The sequence below is a fragment of the Microbulbifer hydrolyticus genome, from assembly GCF_009931115.1.
GTDB classification, from domain to species: domain Bacteria; phylum Pseudomonadota; class Gammaproteobacteria; order Pseudomonadales; family Cellvibrionaceae; genus Microbulbifer; species Microbulbifer hydrolyticus.
Genome location: NZ_CP047491.1, coordinates 1,215,595 through 1,231,036, shown reverse-complemented (window position 1 = coordinate 1,231,036; position 15,442 = coordinate 1,215,595). Strand labels below are relative to the sequence as shown.

Annotated in this window: 13 protein-coding genes; all 13 read right to left on the bottom strand. The window is 59.5% G+C overall.

Annotated features, from left to right (window positions below; genetic code table 11):
- Positions 1-732: 732 nt before the first annotated feature.
- Positions 733-1,782, bottom strand: a complete 1,050-nt coding sequence (gene lipA, locus GTQ55_RS05185; protein ID WP_237567834.1) for a lipoyl synthase — start codon at positions 1,780-1,782, stop codon at positions 733-735.
- Positions 1,775-2,497, bottom strand: a complete 723-nt coding sequence (gene lipB, locus GTQ55_RS05180; RefSeq protein ID WP_161857779.1) for a lipoyl(octanoyl) transferase LipB — start codon at positions 2,495-2,497, stop codon at positions 1,775-1,777. Before lipB ends, lipA begins: the two co-directional genes overlap by 8 nt.
- Complete coding sequence (locus tag GTQ55_RS05175) at positions 2,497-2,778, bottom strand: HP0495 family protein (RefSeq protein WP_161857778.1); 282 nt, start codon at positions 2,776-2,778, stop codon at positions 2,497-2,499. The genes lipB and GTQ55_RS05175 overlap by 1 nt, the downstream gene beginning before the upstream one ends.
- Before the next feature lie 199 nt (positions 2,779-2,977).
- On the bottom strand, positions 2,978-4,126 hold the full coding sequence (locus GTQ55_RS05170) for a D-alanyl-D-alanine carboxypeptidase family protein (RefSeq protein ID WP_161857777.1): 1,149 nt from the start codon (positions 4,124-4,126) through the stop codon (positions 2,978-2,980).
- A 78-nt stretch (positions 4,127-4,204) separates the two neighbouring features.
- The gene (locus tag GTQ55_RS05165) at positions 4,205-5,119 is read right to left on the bottom strand and encodes a septal ring lytic transglycosylase RlpA family protein (protein ID WP_161857776.1); all 915 of its coding nucleotides are present in this window, start codon (positions 5,117-5,119) and stop codon (positions 4,205-4,207) included.
- Positions 5,120-5,252: 133 nt separating this feature from the next.
- A complete protein-coding gene (gene mltB / locus GTQ55_RS05160) occupies positions 5,253-6,242 on the bottom strand; it encodes a lytic murein transglycosylase B (protein ID WP_161857775.1) in 990 nt (329 codons plus the stop codon).
- A gap of 156 nt (positions 6,243-6,398) precedes the next feature.
- Complete coding sequence (gene rodA, locus GTQ55_RS05155) at positions 6,399-7,544, bottom strand: rod shape-determining protein RodA (RefSeq protein ID WP_237567833.1); 1,146 nt, start codon at positions 7,542-7,544, stop codon at positions 6,399-6,401.
- Positions 7,537-9,459 carry a penicillin-binding protein 2 gene (gene mrdA / locus GTQ55_RS05150; RefSeq protein WP_161857774.1) on the bottom strand — a complete coding sequence of 641 codons (1,923 nt, stop codon included), beginning with the start codon at positions 9,457-9,459 and terminating at the stop codon, positions 7,537-7,539. Before mrdA ends, rodA begins: the two co-directional genes overlap by 8 nt.
- 188 nt (positions 9,460-9,647) lie before the next feature.
- Positions 9,648-10,124: a 23S rRNA (pseudouridine(1915)-N(3))-methyltransferase RlmH gene (gene rlmH / locus GTQ55_RS05145; RefSeq protein ID WP_161857773.1), complete on the bottom strand. Its 477-nt coding sequence runs from the start codon at positions 10,122-10,124 to the stop codon at positions 9,648-9,650.
- Between the two features lie 47 nt (positions 10,125-10,171).
- A complete protein-coding gene (gene rsfS, locus GTQ55_RS05140; protein ID WP_161857772.1) occupies positions 10,172-10,534 on the bottom strand; it encodes a ribosome silencing factor in 363 nt (120 codons plus the stop codon).
- Positions 10,535-10,560: 26 nt separating this feature from the next.
- Positions 10,561-11,145, bottom strand: a complete 585-nt coding sequence (gene nadD / locus GTQ55_RS05135) for a nicotinate-nucleotide adenylyltransferase (protein ID WP_237567832.1) — start codon at positions 11,143-11,145, stop codon at positions 10,561-10,563.
- Between the two features lie 89 nt (positions 11,146-11,234).
- The gene (locus GTQ55_RS05130; protein WP_221296352.1) at positions 11,235-12,473 is read right to left on the bottom strand and encodes a glutamate-5-semialdehyde dehydrogenase; all 1,239 of its coding nucleotides are present in this window, start codon (positions 12,471-12,473) and stop codon (positions 11,235-11,237) included.
- 191 nt (positions 12,474-12,664) lie between these two features.
- Positions 12,665-15,394, bottom strand: coding sequence for a DUF2339 domain-containing protein (locus tag GTQ55_RS05125; protein WP_161857769.1), 2,730 nt, complete (start codon positions 15,392-15,394; stop codon positions 12,665-12,667).
- Positions 15,395-15,442 lie beyond the last annotated feature (48 nt).

Sequence of the window (15,442 nt, the reverse complement as noted above, 5' to 3'; positions counted from 1 at the left end):
GCTTCACCGCCTGAATCGCAACGCCCTTCTGCCTGGACTCGCGAATAAAGGCCACCTGAACACCGCGCGGACTAAACCTGGATGTCATTTCATCCTGCGCACTATCCGCCAGTGTTTGAAGCGAATATTTTCGGTAATTTTTTTGACACCATTCGCAGCGAGACTTCTATCCGCGACCCACTTTTCCTCGAAAACAAAAAGTGAATAAATATTCGAACAAGCCCCATTAATTTTTCTACAAATACAATTTCATCACCGTAGGTCGACGAGGCCGCAGCGAGCACATAGAAAAAAACGAAAAAATGATCGGATCAAATACAACTGACACCGATGATTAAAACCATCAGATAAAACCAACCGCATCTTCATGACATCCTGCTGGTTCAGGAAATTTATTGTTTTTAATCTTGCCGATCGCGGCATCTGCTTTGTTGCAACGTGCCTGAATTTGAAAACAACCCCATAAAAAGATGAGTTTTGAGCCAAATTTTCAAAACTGCGGAGGATAAAAAATGAAAAAATACGCGATGTGAATTCAGGCGCAAGAAATACGGCGGGCTCGTCACATTGCGAATGTGAGCGTGAAAGGATGGGAATATTCGACTACGCGAAAGCCAGGAGTTCGCGAAATACAAAAAATAGGTTTGCAATCAGGAAAGCTCGGGAGCGAACCAGAGGGGAAGAGTGTGGCCCGGTGATTCTTCACCGGGCCGAAAATCGGGAATGGCAGGGTTAGCTGACTTTTTCCCCGTGCGCCTGCTTATCGGCGTGATAGGAAGAACGAACCATCGGACCACAGGCCGCGTGGGTAAAGCCGATCTGTTCGGCGTAGCGGCGGTACTCCTCGAACTCGTCCGGGTGTACATAGCGCTGTACCGGCAGGTGCTCCTTGCTCGGCTGCAGGTACTGGCCGATCGTGAGCATGTCGATATCGTGGGCGCGCATGTCATCAAGTACTTCGAAGATTTCTTCTTTGGTTTCACCGAGCCCGACCATCAGGCCAGATTTGGTGAGTACGTCCGGACGGCGCTTCTTGTATTCCTGCAGCAGTTTCAGGGACCACTTGTAGTTGGCACCGGGACGGGACTCGCGATACAAGCGCGGCACGGTTTCCAGGTTGTGGTTAAACACATCCGGGGCTTCGGCCTCGAGAATGTCGAGTGCGATATCCATACGCCCGCGGAAGTCCGGGGTCAGGATCTCCACCTGCAGGTTCGGCGACAGCGCACGGGACTGCTGGATACATTCAGCAAAGTGCTGGGCGCCACCGTCGCGCAGGTCGTCGCGGTCTACAGAGGTAATGACCACATAACGCAGGCCCATGGCGGCAATGGCTTCCGCCAGGTGTTGCGGTTCGTTGGGGTCCAGCGGATTCGGTTTGCCGTGGCCCACATCGCAGAAGGGACAGCGGCGGGTGCAGATCTCGCCCATGATCATGAAGGTGGCCGTACCGCCACTGAAGCACTCACCCAGGTTCGGGCAGCTGGCCTCTTCGCACACGGTAGCAAGCTTTTGCGAGCGCAGGATGCTCTTGATCCGCTCTACTTCCTTGGACGCTTTTACCGAAGGCACTTTCACGCGAATCCAGTCCGGCTTGCGCAGGGTCTGGTCGCTGGCGATCACCTTTACCGGGATACGCTCAACCTTGTCGCCGTCGCGCAGCTTTTCGCCCTGCTGCAGACGCCGGGTACGTTTTACCGGAACAATTTCCGGAGTACCTTCCGGCTGTGCCGCCTCCTGTTGGCGAGTTTCCGGGTTTTCCGCGTCAAATCTCTCAGACATTACTCGTTCCTGGTTCAGCACCGGGCTCATTCCCTGGCACTGCAAATAGGTTCTCGTCTACCGGCTGCCAGCTGGCCTCCGGCAATTGCAGATTACGCTGCAACGCCGCCACAAAGCTTTTTGCAACTGCTTCCCACTGAGGAGTGGGCTGGATGACCTCTGCCATCTGTACCATCTGCATCCCCGCATACCCGCAGGGGTTGATACGCAGAAAGGGGCCCAGGTCCATATCGATATTGATGGCAATACCGTGGAAGCTACAGCCCCGGCGCACCCGCAGGCCGATAGAGGCAATCTTGTTGCCCGCCCGCGGCCCGTCGGTGAGATAGACACCGGGCGCGTCCGCACGCGGCGCGGCAGCAATACCGAATTCACCCAGCATGGCAACGGTGGCCTCTTCCAGCGCGGTGACCAGGTCGCGCACGCCGATCTTGCTGCGTCGCAGGTCGAGCAACGGGTAGACCACCAGCTGGCCGGGACCGTGATAGGTGACCTGGCCGCCGCGATCCACCTGCACCACGGGAATATCCCCGGTGTTGAGCAGGTGTTCCGCCTTGCCGGCCTGGCCCTGGGTAAATACGGGAGGATGCTCGACACACCAGATCTGGTCCCCGGCGTCGTTGCCGCGGTGGTCGGTGTAATGGGCCATGGCTCGCCAAACGGACTCGTAGTCGCGCCGGCCCAGGTTACAGATGACCGGTTCAGGCGCGGCCATCACAGCACCATGTAGACGCCCGGGTGGGCTTTGAGTTCTTCAAACAGCGCCTTCAGCTGGGGCTCGCCGGTGGCGAGAATAAAGAAGGTCACCGAAGTGAACTTGCCGTTGCGGCTCGGCTTGTGTTTCAGCTGGCTCTCATCCAGCTCCGGCGCATGGCGGCGCATCACCTCCATGACGAACTCGTGCACCTCGTCATCGGTGTCACGCACCACCTTGACCATATAGTCTTCACAGGGGAATTCGATTTTTGGAGGCTGCTGTTCTGAATCCTGGGTCATACCACTCTCACAGGGCCGCAGGTCAGTGTTGGGGGCGCGGGGACAAATCCCAGCGGGAGTTGCGGCTGGGCGGCGATTATACAGTGCCGACAGGAGGCTGGACAGGGAGGAAAGATTGCAGAAGAAACTGCTTTGGAGGGGCCAGTTGGCAGCCCGGCGCGCTATGGCACCGGGCTGAATGGGGCATTTTCAGTTACGGTTACTCGAAAAAGCCCATCACAAAGCGCTTGATAGAATCCCACAGGCGCTTGAAGAAGCCAGCTTCTTCCACGTCTTCGGCAACCACCGCGGCCACGTCGGCGACGGTTTCACCGTCCAGGGTCACAACCACTTTCCCCACCTGCTGGCCCTTGGCCAATGGCGCCTTGAGTTCGCCATCAATGATCAGGTCAGCCTTGATGCTCTCTTCGCCGCCACGGGGAATGGTGACGAACACATCGTTCTGTACCGCAACGCCGACAGAATCCGTCTTGCCGCCCCATACTCGCTCGGTCTGCAGCACGTCGTTGCTACCGTAGACCTTGTGGGTCTGGTAGTAGCGGAAGCCGTAGGCGAGCAGTTTCTGGGTTTCCGCAGCGCGCTTCTCATCGCTGTCCGTCCCGACGACTACCGAGATCAGGCGCATGCCGCGTTTTACCGCCGAAGCCACCAGGCAGTAGCCCGCTTCTTCTGTATGGCCGGTCTTGATACCGTCAACCGCAGGGTCACGCCACAGCAGGCGGTTGCGATTGGGCTGGTTGATGCCGTTGAAGCGGAAATATTTCTCGGAGTACAGGGCGTAGTGGTCCGGGTGATTCTGGATCAGCGCACGCGCCAGTTTGCCCAGGTCGCGAGCCGTGGTCACATGGCCATCTGCCGGCCAACCGGTCGCATTGACGAAATGGGTGTCTTCCATACCCAGAAGCTGCGCCTGCTGGTTCATTACTTCGGCGAACACTTCTTCACTGCCGGAAACATATTCCGCCAGCGCGATACTGGCATCGTTACCCGACTGCACGATGACCCCGCGCAGCAGGTCGATGACCGGCACCTTGTCACCGACTTTGACAAACATTTTGGAGCCGCCCTTGCGCCAGGCCTTCTCCGAAATATTGACCATGTCCTGCTCTTTGATGGCGCCCTTTTCCAGCTCTTCGGAGACGATGTAGCTGGTCATCATCTTGGTCAGGCTGGCGGGAGGAATCTTTTTATCTGCGTCGTGTTCTACCAGTACCTGGCCGGTGTGGGCATCGATCAGCAGATAGGCGGTCGCCGCGAGTTGCGGTGGCGCAGGTATCAGCGGTTTATCGGCCTGGGCAACACTGGTGCTGACAATCAGGAGCAGACAGGCAAACAAGCGTTTGAACATGGGTATCTCTTTATTCCTTGCGTTCGAAAAGTGTCAAAAACCCGGCTCCGGCCGGGGAATGCGCTGCGCGGCAGTCAATCAATCAACTACCACCTGGGGCTGGCCGAAATTCTGTTCCTCAACAGATTCCCGCAATGCGGCCAGTGCCCGCTGCTGGGCGATGGGTCCGATACGCACCCGGTAAAGCATGTTCCCATCACGGTTAACCGGGCTGACGGATACAGGATAGCCGAATGCAGCGGCAAGCTGGCCACGAATCTCTTCTGCCTGAGAGGCGGAGCTGTACGCGCCCACCTGCAAAAAGGTATTTTCCGGCAATTTGAAGCTGGCATCTTCTGGTAGCCCCTTGCGTGCTGCGGCGTCTTTTTCCACCGCCAGGCTTTCAGTGGCACTGGGCAGGGTTTCCGGGTCCAGCGCAACAACTTCTACACGGGCCACGCCCTTGTCGATATAACCGAGTTTCTGCGCTGCGGTGTAGCTCAGGTCGATGATTCGCCCAGGCACAAAAGGACCGCGATCGTTTACGCGCACGATGATACTGCGGCCGTTGTCCAGATTGGTGACTTTTGCATAACTGGGCAGAGGCAGGGTTTTATGCGCCGCGGACAGGGCGTACATATTGTAAACCTCGCCGTTGGCGGTTTTGCGGCCGTGAAACTTGGTGCCGTACCAGGACGCGTGGCCGCGCTCACTGTAGCCCTTTACCCCTTTTAATACACGATACCTAACGCCGTTGACCACGTAGGGGGATTTGTTGCCGGCAACACCGATCGGTTCGCGCACCGGGGTGACTTCGGGCGTCGCCAACATGTCCACGGGAACGTCCGGGCCTTTGTCACGAACCTGGTCAAACGGAACCTCATCCGGTTCAACCTTCGCTTTCCCCGGGTCCTGCAGGGGGACAGTGCTACAGGCACTGAGTACTGCCAGCGTGCAGGCGGCACCCAGGCGAATAAAATCCGCGGTTTTACCCGCTATTTTTCTGGTTTTCATGACTTCCCCCCGGAGCAGGTCAAACAGCGCCCGCTACCGCGATTTATCGTACTTGCTATGCGTAATAAAGACCGGAGGCATTGAATGCGCCCGGCACTCGAAATTGCTTTATATGTTTACGGCCCCTGATATGTCAGGAGCGTCCGCCCCGCGCCTTGATGATTTCCTGGGCCAGCTCGTATACCGCCATGGCGTACAGACGGCTGTGGTTATAGCGGGTAATTGTGTAGAAATTATTCAAACCGATCCAGAACTGCTCACCGTCCCGCGTATCCAGGGAAAACACATTGGCGGGCATATCCTTGGTGACCTGGGCCGTGGTGGGGAAGCCTTTCGCTTCCAGCTCACCGACCGTCCACTTGGGATTGAGGTCGTCATTGACGATGGTCATATCGGCATTGGGCAACGGCTGCGTGATAACGCTAATCGGCTCGCCCCGTTTCCAGCCGTGCTCGACAAAATAGTTGGCGACACTGCCAATAGCGTCTTCGGTATCAGTCCAGATATCTACCCGGCCATCGCCGTTAAAGTCCACTGCGTAGTGCCGGTAGCTGGAGGGCATGAACTGACCGAAGCCCATAGCGCCGGCATAAGAGCCTTTCAACGTGGTGGGGTCAATGTTTTGATCGCGGGTCAGCAGCAGGTAATTTTCCAGCTCTTTGGTGAAAAACTTGGAGCGGCGCGGGTAATCGAACGCGAGCGTAGCCAGTGCATCGAGTACCCGATAGCTCCCCATAGTACCGCCATAGCGGGTTTCCACGCCGATGATGGCCACGATCATTTCCGCCGGCACGCCGTACTTCTCTTCCGCGGCCTTGAGTGCCTCTGCGTTCTTGTCCCAGAAATCGACACCGCCGGTGATGCGCGCATTGGTAATGAAGATCTTACGGTATTCGTGCCACGGCTTGGCTTTTTCCGCCGGGCGCTTGATCGCCTTGAGGATCGCATCCTTGCGCTTGGCGTCTTTCATTAACAGGAGCAGCTCATCGCGGTTGAAGTTGTGCTCGGCCACCATGTAATCCACAAAGGCCTTGGCCTGGGCATTTTCCCCGTGCCCCTGCTCTTGCGCACAGGCGCTGAGAACCAGTCCCAAACCTGCCAACAATCCTGTGGTCCACTTCAAAACAACCGCTCCTGTGCTCATAGAGTACTTCCAACTACTTTTTCAGTTATTAAATTCGATCTGCTGTTGTGACTACAAACGCGCCAAAAAGTGGCACGATACACGGGAAAAAGTGAAGCCAGCCTGAACCGCCTCACAATCAGCCACTAACAGCCACTAAAAAAGTACCCTTCGTCTTTCCGTACTGACCGCCATCAGAATACCGAACCCGGCCATCAGGGTAATCACCGAGGTGCCACCGTGGCTCACCAGCGGCAGTGGCACACCAACCACCGGCAACAGGCCAGTCACCATTCCGATATTTACAAACACGTATACGAAGAACGTCAGCGTGATACTACCCGCCAACAGACGTCCGAATACATGCTGGGCCATGAAACTAATATAGATGCCCCGGGCAATGATCAACAGATACAGGGCCAGCAGGATCAACGCACCGCGCATGCCCCACTCTTCCGCCAGTACCGCAATGATGAAATCCGTATGGCTCTCCGGCAGAAAATCCAGCTGTGACTGGGTACCCTGCATATACCCTTTGCCATCCCAGCCGCCAGAGCCGATGGCGGCCTTCGACTGGAAGATATTCCACCCTGCGCCCAGTCGGTCCGCATCCGGGTTGAACAGGGTGAGGATGCGCTGCTTCTGGTAGTCCCGCAGTCCCCACATCCACATTGGCCAGGCAGCCATCAGCGCCATAACCAGTGCGCTACCGATCATTTTCCAGCTGAGCCCCGACAGGTACAGCGCGAAAACGCCCGACGCGGCAATCAGGATCGAGGTGCCGAGATCCGGCTGGCGCACAATCAGCGCCGCGGGGATACCGATAATCACCAGCGTGCCAATGACCGTGACCAATGACGGTGGCAGGCTGCGCTTGTGGAGATAGGCCGCCACGGCAATCGGAACGGCAAGTTTGAGCGCCTCCGATGGCTGGAAGCGAAAACCTCCGATCTGCAGCCAGCGCTGCGCGCCCTTGGCGCCCACACCAAAAAACAGTACGGCCACCAGCAGGCAGCAGCCGGCGAGATAAAACCATGGCGACCAGCGCCGGTAGAACTCCAGGGGAATCTGCGCGGCTATCAACATACCCACAAACGCCAACCCCATAAACACGGCCTGACGCTTGACGTAATGGACCTCTTCGCCGGAAGCACTGTAAAGCACCACCAGGCCAACCCCCGCCAGTACCATCAGCAGCAACAGCAGCGGAAGATCGATATGCCAGCGACGAGAGAGACTCTCCGGCCGGCGCAGACTACTGCCGGCATCCGGCAGCCGGTGCATGTAATCGCGACTAGCCACGGATGTGAGCCTCCTGTACGTATGCGGAACCAGTAACCGCCATGGGTGGGCGCCAGGATTGCAGGCTGGCGGTGTTTTCCAGCGGCCGCGACATCCAGTCAAAGAATACTTCGCGCGCTACCGGCGCGGCCACACGACCGCCACCCTCGCCATTCTCCACCAGCACCGACACCGCGATTTGCGGGTCATCCACCGGTGCGAAAGCCACAAACAGGGCGTGGTCCCGGTGGCGCTCTTTCAGCGCCTCGGAGTCGTATTTCTCCCCCTGGGCAATGCCGACAACCTGGGCGGTCCCGGATTTACCCGCGACTTTGAAATCAAGCCCTGCGCCGGCTTTCTTACCGGTACCGTGGGCACTGTACACCACCGCTTCCATACCCTCGAACACCAGGTCCCAGTGCTCCGGGCGCGCGTCTACGTGGTGCAGCACTTCCGGAGGCTGCTCCACGCCGTCGATGGCCATCACCATCTGTGGACGGTAATGGGTGCCCCGGTTGGCGATGGTGGCGGTCATCACGGCCAGCTGTAGTGGCGTAGCCAGTACAAATCCCTGTCCCAGTACCGCGTTCAGACTGTCCCCCGGAAACCACGGCACCCCACGGGCACCGCGCTTCCACGCGCGTGACGGGAACAACCCGGGGTATTCCCGCGGCAGGTCGATTCCGGTTTTTTCCCCGAGGCCGAAGCGGGTGGCAACATCATGCATGCCGTCGATATTCCAGCGCGCCGCCATGTCCCAGAAGAAAACATCACAACTCTGCGCCAGCCCCTCAATCAGGTCGATGTGCTTGCCGTGGCCCCAGCGCTTCCAGTCGCGGTAAATTCGCGTGTCATTCGGCAGTTTGTAATACCCGGGATCCGCCACTTCGGTTTCCCCACTGATAACGCCGGCAGCGAGTCCACCGAGGCCCATCATCGGTTTCAGGGTAGAGCCGGGAGGGTACTGCCCCTGCACCACCCGGTTGAACAGTGGCACGTCGAGCGAATCCCGCAGTGCGCTGTAGTCCTTGAAACTGATGCCGGTCACAAACAGGTTGGGATCGAAGGAAGGCTGGCTGACGAAGGCCAGCACACCACCGGTCTTGACGTCGATGGCCACTACGGCGCCGCGGTTGTCACCGAGTGCTTCCGTGGCTACCTGCTGCAAGCGGGTATCGAGGTGCAGGGTGAGCTCTGAACCGGGCTTGGGGTCGTGGCGTTCCAGCACACGCAACACCCGGCCACGGGCGTTGGTCTCGACATTTTCGTAGCCGACTTCCCCCAGCAACAAGTCCTCATAGGAGCGTTCCAGCCCCACCTTGCCGATACTCTGGGTGCCCCGGTAGCGGCGCACGTCCTCTTCGGAAAAATTGGACAGCTCGCGTTCGTTGATCCGTCCCACGTACCCCACGCTGTGAGCGAACAGCTTACTCTCCGGGTAGTAGCGGACCAGTTCCGCCTCCACGGACACACCGGGCAGGTGGAACTCATTGACGCTAATACGGGCGATTTCCTCCTCGCTCAAACGGTAGCGGAGGGGCACGGGCTCAAATGGACGACGACGCTGGAGGCGACGATTGAATTTCTCCACATCACTGTCTTCCAGCTGTACCAGATGGCCAAGCAGCTCGATGGTGGCGTCCAGGTCCTTGACCCGCTCTCGCACGACAGAGAGGGTATAACTCGCGCGGTTGTCCGCGAGCATCTCGCCATTGCGGTCGTAGATCAGCCCGCGCGTGGGGGGCACCGGGCGCACCTGAATGCGGTTTTGATCGGACTGGGTGCGGTAGTCCTCGTAGTTGACTACCTGAAGGTTGTAGAGGCGCGCTACCAGCACGCCGAGCAGCGCCACCACGCCGAATATCGCCACCAGCATACGGTTGCGGAACAGCCGCTGTTCTGTGTGGTGGTCTTTAAAGCGCAGGTTTTCTGACATGGTGGTCGAAGCAGATTAATCAGTGGCGCGAAAATGACCACGAAGTGTACACAAGTTTGCCTTCCCTGCGGAGTCTTTGGTTTGCACTGGCCCACATAGGGAGCGAGCACACGCCACCAGTCTGGGAGTATTCAGGCGCCGAAAAGTTCAACCGGGAACAATAATAGAGGAGCGCTCAGCAACATTGCTCATTTGTGATACGGATGCCCCGCCAGCAATGTCCACGCCCGGTACAGCTGCTCAGCCAGCAGCACCCGCACCAGCGGATGCGGCAGAGTCAGCGCCGACAAGGACCACTTCTGGTTGGCCCGCGCCACACAGTCCGGAGACAGACCATCGGGACCGCCGATCAACAGGCACATGTTGTCGCCAGACATCTGCCAGCCGGAAAGCTCCCGCGACAGCTGCTCGGTACTCCAGGGCTTGCCTTTCACCTCCAGCGCGACCACGTGGTCCCGTGGATTGATCGCGGCCAGCATCGCCTCACCCTCTTTCTGGCGGGCCTTCTCCACCAGGGCGGCGGAGTTTTTCTGGCCGCGGTTGCCGAGCGGGACCTCTACCAGCTCCAGTGTCAGCTCCCGCGGCAGGCGCTTGGCGTACTCGTTGTAGCCCTCCTGCACCCATGCGGGCATCTTGCCACCGGCGGCGATGATACGGATCTTCATACGGAACAGACCTTCACGGGCAGTCGCTCACTGGTCGCTGACTTCAGTCAGTGCTCGTGAGGATCGCTGCCATCGGCATCTTCCCGGGTATTTGGCGTCATCGACCAGAGCTTTTCCAGGTCATAGAAGCCACGGGTCTCGGCCTGCATCACATGCACCACCACATCCCCGTAGTCGACCAGTACCCACTCACCCTGCTCCATGCCTTCCACGCCAATTGGGCGAAACCCGGCTTCTTTGCCGTCTTCCACCACATTATTGGCGAGGGATTTCACCTGCCGGTTGGAGGTGCCGGTGCAGATGATGAGGGTATCCATCACATCACTGAGTTCGGATACGTCGAGAGAGACAATATCTTTGCCCTTGAGGTCTTCCAGTGCGTTTACCGCAATTGTTTTGATATCAGTCATAACACCTGTATCAGGAACCGTGGTTCCTATTGTTTTTCGCTCTTGTAGAGCTGATGAGTTTGAATGTAGTCGAACACCCGCTCGGGCAGTAAATACTGCGGTGAGCGGCCGCTCGCGATCAGGCTGCGAATTCCCGTGGCCGAGATCGGCAGCAGCGTCTGTTCCCGCAGCAGAATACAACCGGCCGGTTTCCGCTTCAGTTCCGCCGCGTCAGCGCGGTGGCGTGCCAGTAATTCCGCCACCTCTCCGTCTCGGGGAATCTGCCAGCCGGGGCGAGTAACCACCACCAGATGGGCAAGTTGTATCAGTCGTTCCCAGCGGTGCCAGCCGGGCAGACCGAGCAGGGAATCCAGCCCCATGCAGAAGCTGATGGAAACCTCGCTGCCGAGCTCCGCCCGCAGTTCTTCCAGGGTATCCACGGTATAGGTGGGGCCTGCGCGCTGCAGCTCCCGCTCATCCAGCAGCAGCGCCGGGCAATGTTCCAGCGCCAGCGCCAGCATGTCTCGCCGGGCACCGGCACTGACACCGGGCTCTGCGCGGTGCGCTGGCTGGTGCGAGGGCAGCAGGCGCATCTCGTCAAAGCCCAGCAATTCTTTCAGTTCCAAAGCCATGCGCAGATGGCCAAAGTGCACCGGGTTAAAAGTGCCCCCAAATAAGGCCAGGCACTTCCGCGAAGACGGGGACTCTGACGAGGGAGAATTCATTCCCGGATCTGCCCGTCCCCGAATACGATCCACTTCTGCGATGTCAGCCCCTCAAGGCCTACCGGGCCGCGAGCGTGGATCTTGTCGGTACTGATACCGATCTCCGCGCCCAGGCCGTATTCGAAGCCATCGGCGAAACGGGTGGAAGCGTTCACGATCACGGAGCTGGAGTCCACTTCCGCCATAAACCGGCGGGCGCGGGTGTAGTCCTCTGTCACGATGGACTCGGTGTGACCGGAGCTGTAACAGGCAATATGCTCCATCGCCGCGTCCATATCCGCCACCACCCCAATTGCCAGTATCGGTGCCAGGTATTCGGTGGCCCAGTCTTCTTCCGTCGCAGGCAGCGCTCCGGCGAGAATCGCGCGCGTCTTGTCGCAGCCGCGCAACTCCACCCCCTTCTCGACATAGGCCGCCGCGAGTTTCGGTAGAAACTCAGCGGCAACGGCCTCGGCCACCAGCAGGGTCTCCATCGCGTTGCATACCCCGTAGCGGTGGGTCTTGGCATTCAGCGCAATATTGAACGCCTTGGCCGGATCTGCGCGGTCGTCGATGTAGACATGACAGATGCCATCCAGGTGTTTGATCACCGGCACCCGCGCTTCACGGCTGATGCGCTCGATCAGGCCTTTGCCGCCGCGGGGAACGATCACATCCACATATTCCGGCATGGAAATCAGGGCCCCCACCGCCGCGCGATCGGTGGTACCCACCACCTGTACCGCGGTTTCCGGCAGGCCGGCTTTCCTCAGGCCAGCCGCCACACAGGCGGCGATAGCGCCATTGGAATGCAGGGCTTCACTGCCGCCGCGCAGTATCGTGGCGTTACCGGACTTCAGGCACAGGCTGGCGGCGTCGATGGTTACATTGGGGCGGGACTCGTAAATGATTCCCACCACCCCCAGGGGCACACGCATTTTCCCCACCTGAATACCGCTGGGTCGATATTTGAGATCACTCACCTCTCCGACCGGATCGGGCAGCTCAGCAATCTGGTTCAGCCCTTCGATCATGGCGTCGATGCGCCCATCCGTCAGCTCCAGGCGATCGAGCAGGGCCGCATCGAGCCCGTTGTCGCGGCCATTCTGCATGTCTTTGGCGTTGGCCGCCGCCAGCTGCGGTCGCTGAGCATCCAGCTCGGCGGCAATGGCCTTGAGGGCAGCATTTTTGGTGCCGGTATCAGCGCGAGCCATCAGGCGGGCTGCAGCGCGGGCGGCGCGGCCCATTGCCTGCATGCTTGCTTCGGTGGAATCCTGCTCGACCTCGGTGGCACTGATACTGTTCACTGCTGATCTCCATGCAATTCACGCTAAAACTCAGGGATCGCCCTCGATCCCCAGGCTCTTCCCCGCAACCGGGAAAGCCCTCCGTAAAATGGGCGCGCAGTATACCGCAACCGCACGTTGAAATTGCCCGCAGATACGAGTTATTGGCCCTGACCTGCGCTTTTCCCGCCGAGTTTCTGATGAAGATAGGCGATTCCCAGCAGGGCCAGCCCCATTCCCATAAAAGAAGCCACTCGCAGCAGCCCCTCAAGCCCTGACATATCCACCAGAAACAGCTTTACAATCACCAGCGCCAGCACCGCCATACCGCCCTGATAGCAGCTGCGCCATCCGCGCCAGCTCCCGAGCAGGATCCCCGCCACGGCCAGCGCCAACCAGACGGCGGAGTAGGTATACAACTCACCGGTCTCCGCCGGGGTGTCCAGCCGGATACTGCCCTGCCACAGGTGCCGGACCTCCAGTGACACCCAGACAAATGCGGCCACCGCCGCAATCAGCGCCGCCAACCTGCGCACACCGGGCAAATAAAACCGGCTGACCACGGCTGCAAGCAGTGCAGCGCCGGCAAACGCTGGCACCAGCATATTGAATACCGGGCGCTCGCCAATGGCGTGCCACGCCCAGGGTGCACTGGTGGCAGTGGCAAACAGGATCGCCAGGTAATTTCCCAGCCCCGCCACGACCAGCAGGCGACTGTAGCCGTCGTACCAGCGACTGAAGCTGTCGGAGACCCGCGATTTGCGGTAATAAACCAGTCCGAGCATAGTGAACAACCACATGTTGATCACCGCCTCGGTAAAGCTGAATTCCGCGGCAAATGCATTGCCGCCATACAGCCAGTAGCGACACTCGGCCCAGAGTGCGAGCACCAGCAGGTGCAACGCCACGGCCTCGGCCCAGACCGCCAGCGGCTGGTATGAGTGATTCACTGCGCGGCTCAGGATCCGCGCGGCAACCCATGCGCACAGCGCAGAACCGCCGTAGGTCCACAGGGACCAGTGCGAATCATCACTGTAGGTAAGCAGCCACGGGTTCAGGGTAAGGCGGACAACTACCAGCAACAGCACTGCTTTCAGCAACCAGCCCAGTGCCGGCACCTCAAAGCGCCGGACTATCCAGGCCAGGGAAACCGCTTGCAGAGCCAGCGCCAGGGTAAGGCTGGCCTGCTCCAGCCAAAGGCACACCGCCAGGCTGTAGGCGAAATGCGCTGCAATAAACAGCCACACCACCATGCCCTTGTGCCACTGGTGCAGCGCACCGCGACTCCCCAGATACATGCATACCGCGCCGAATACCGCGGCGTACAGGCACCACCAGTACACCGGCAGGTAGTCCCCGGCCAGCACATAACCCGTCAACAGGGTCAGCAATGGTGCCATTACCGCCAATGAAGCCCACCAGTAACGCGCCAGCCCCCGGCGATAATTGAACAGCGCAAACCCTGCAAACAGCGCAGCGGTGACCAGCAGGTACAACAGGAAACTCCCCTGCTGCTCTGCGGGTAGCGGTATCAGGCGTACATTCTGCTCCCCCCAATGGTCGAGTCGCACAGCCAGCCACGCAACCAGCTGGCCGACCACAAGCGTCCAGGGCACCAGCGCGAGGCTGGCGCGCTGACGCGCCGCTACCAGCACCACGATGGCCAGAGGGCTCCACGCCCAAATTACCGCAGGCTGAAAACCCTCACGCAGGATTGACAGGCACTGAGCGGCGACCAGAACCAGCAGGCTGGGCACGATCAGCGGGGCAATTTTGCCGGCCGGGCTGTTCCCACGGCCCTCCCCGCTTATGTCTTCCGGTTTTGTCAGTGACCAGTTGCCCGGCACTACCGCCAGCAACAGGTACGCCAATACCGCCAGGTAAACACCGCGCCAGTCGTCGGCCTGGTGCCCCACCAGAGAGATCAGCCACCAGGCCAATGCACCCGCCAGCAGCCCGAGCCATAGCCAGGCGCGGTAAACATGCCGCAGTAGAAAGAGTACCGACACACTGATGATCAACGCATAGATCATGGCGCCCAGCACGTTGCCGCTGCCGGTGGAGACCATCGCCGGTACCGAGTAGGCGCCGAGCATGCCGATGGCCGCCAGTACCGGCCCGTGCAGCCGCGCCAACCACATGGTAATCATGGCGACCACTGCCAGCAGGCCGAACGCGAGCCCCGGCGCCATCAGGTGGTAGAGGTGTACCGCAGACAGTACCGCGGCAAACGCGGTAATCGCGCCACCACCGGCGAGGGCAGCAAAGGTGGGATGGCTGCTGCCGGTTTTGCGGCGCAATACCTCGGAGGCAACATACAGCGCCACCGCAGTAACCAGCCCCATGGCCACGCGCACTTTCGGCCCCAGCAACCCCTGCTCGATGCCATAGCGGGCGAGAAAAACCCCCGCCAGAGCGACGCAGGCGCCGCCCAGCCACACCATCCAGTTTTCCTGCAATCGGGTCCAGAAAAGAGCACGAGTGGCCACCGCTTGCGGGCTCGCCGCTCTGCCGCGCACAGATTGCGCCGCCGCAGCACGGGACTGTTGTACCTGACGCGAGGCGTATCGCGCAGCCACGGACGGCTTGCCACTGGGTACATTCTGAGCGGAGGAGTGGGTGGTGGAATGGGAGGCAATATGGGGGGCAGCAGTTTTGCCCGCCTCTTCAGGCGACTCTATTTCGTCAGGCTTCTGCACCACAGTAGATACACTGGCCGGCGCTGCGTAACTGTCTTTGCGCTCACTGCCCTGCCCCCCTTCCATCATCGCGCGCAGGCGACGCACCTCCACCCGCAGGCTTCTGACTTCGGCAAATGCAAAGATCCCCATAAATGCGCCGACGATGACCGTGATGATCAGCAGCACACCGAGTAAGACAAAGTTGTCCATATTTCCCCAGAAAGCGATTTATTCTTGTTGTGCTCGTTTTTATCGGCG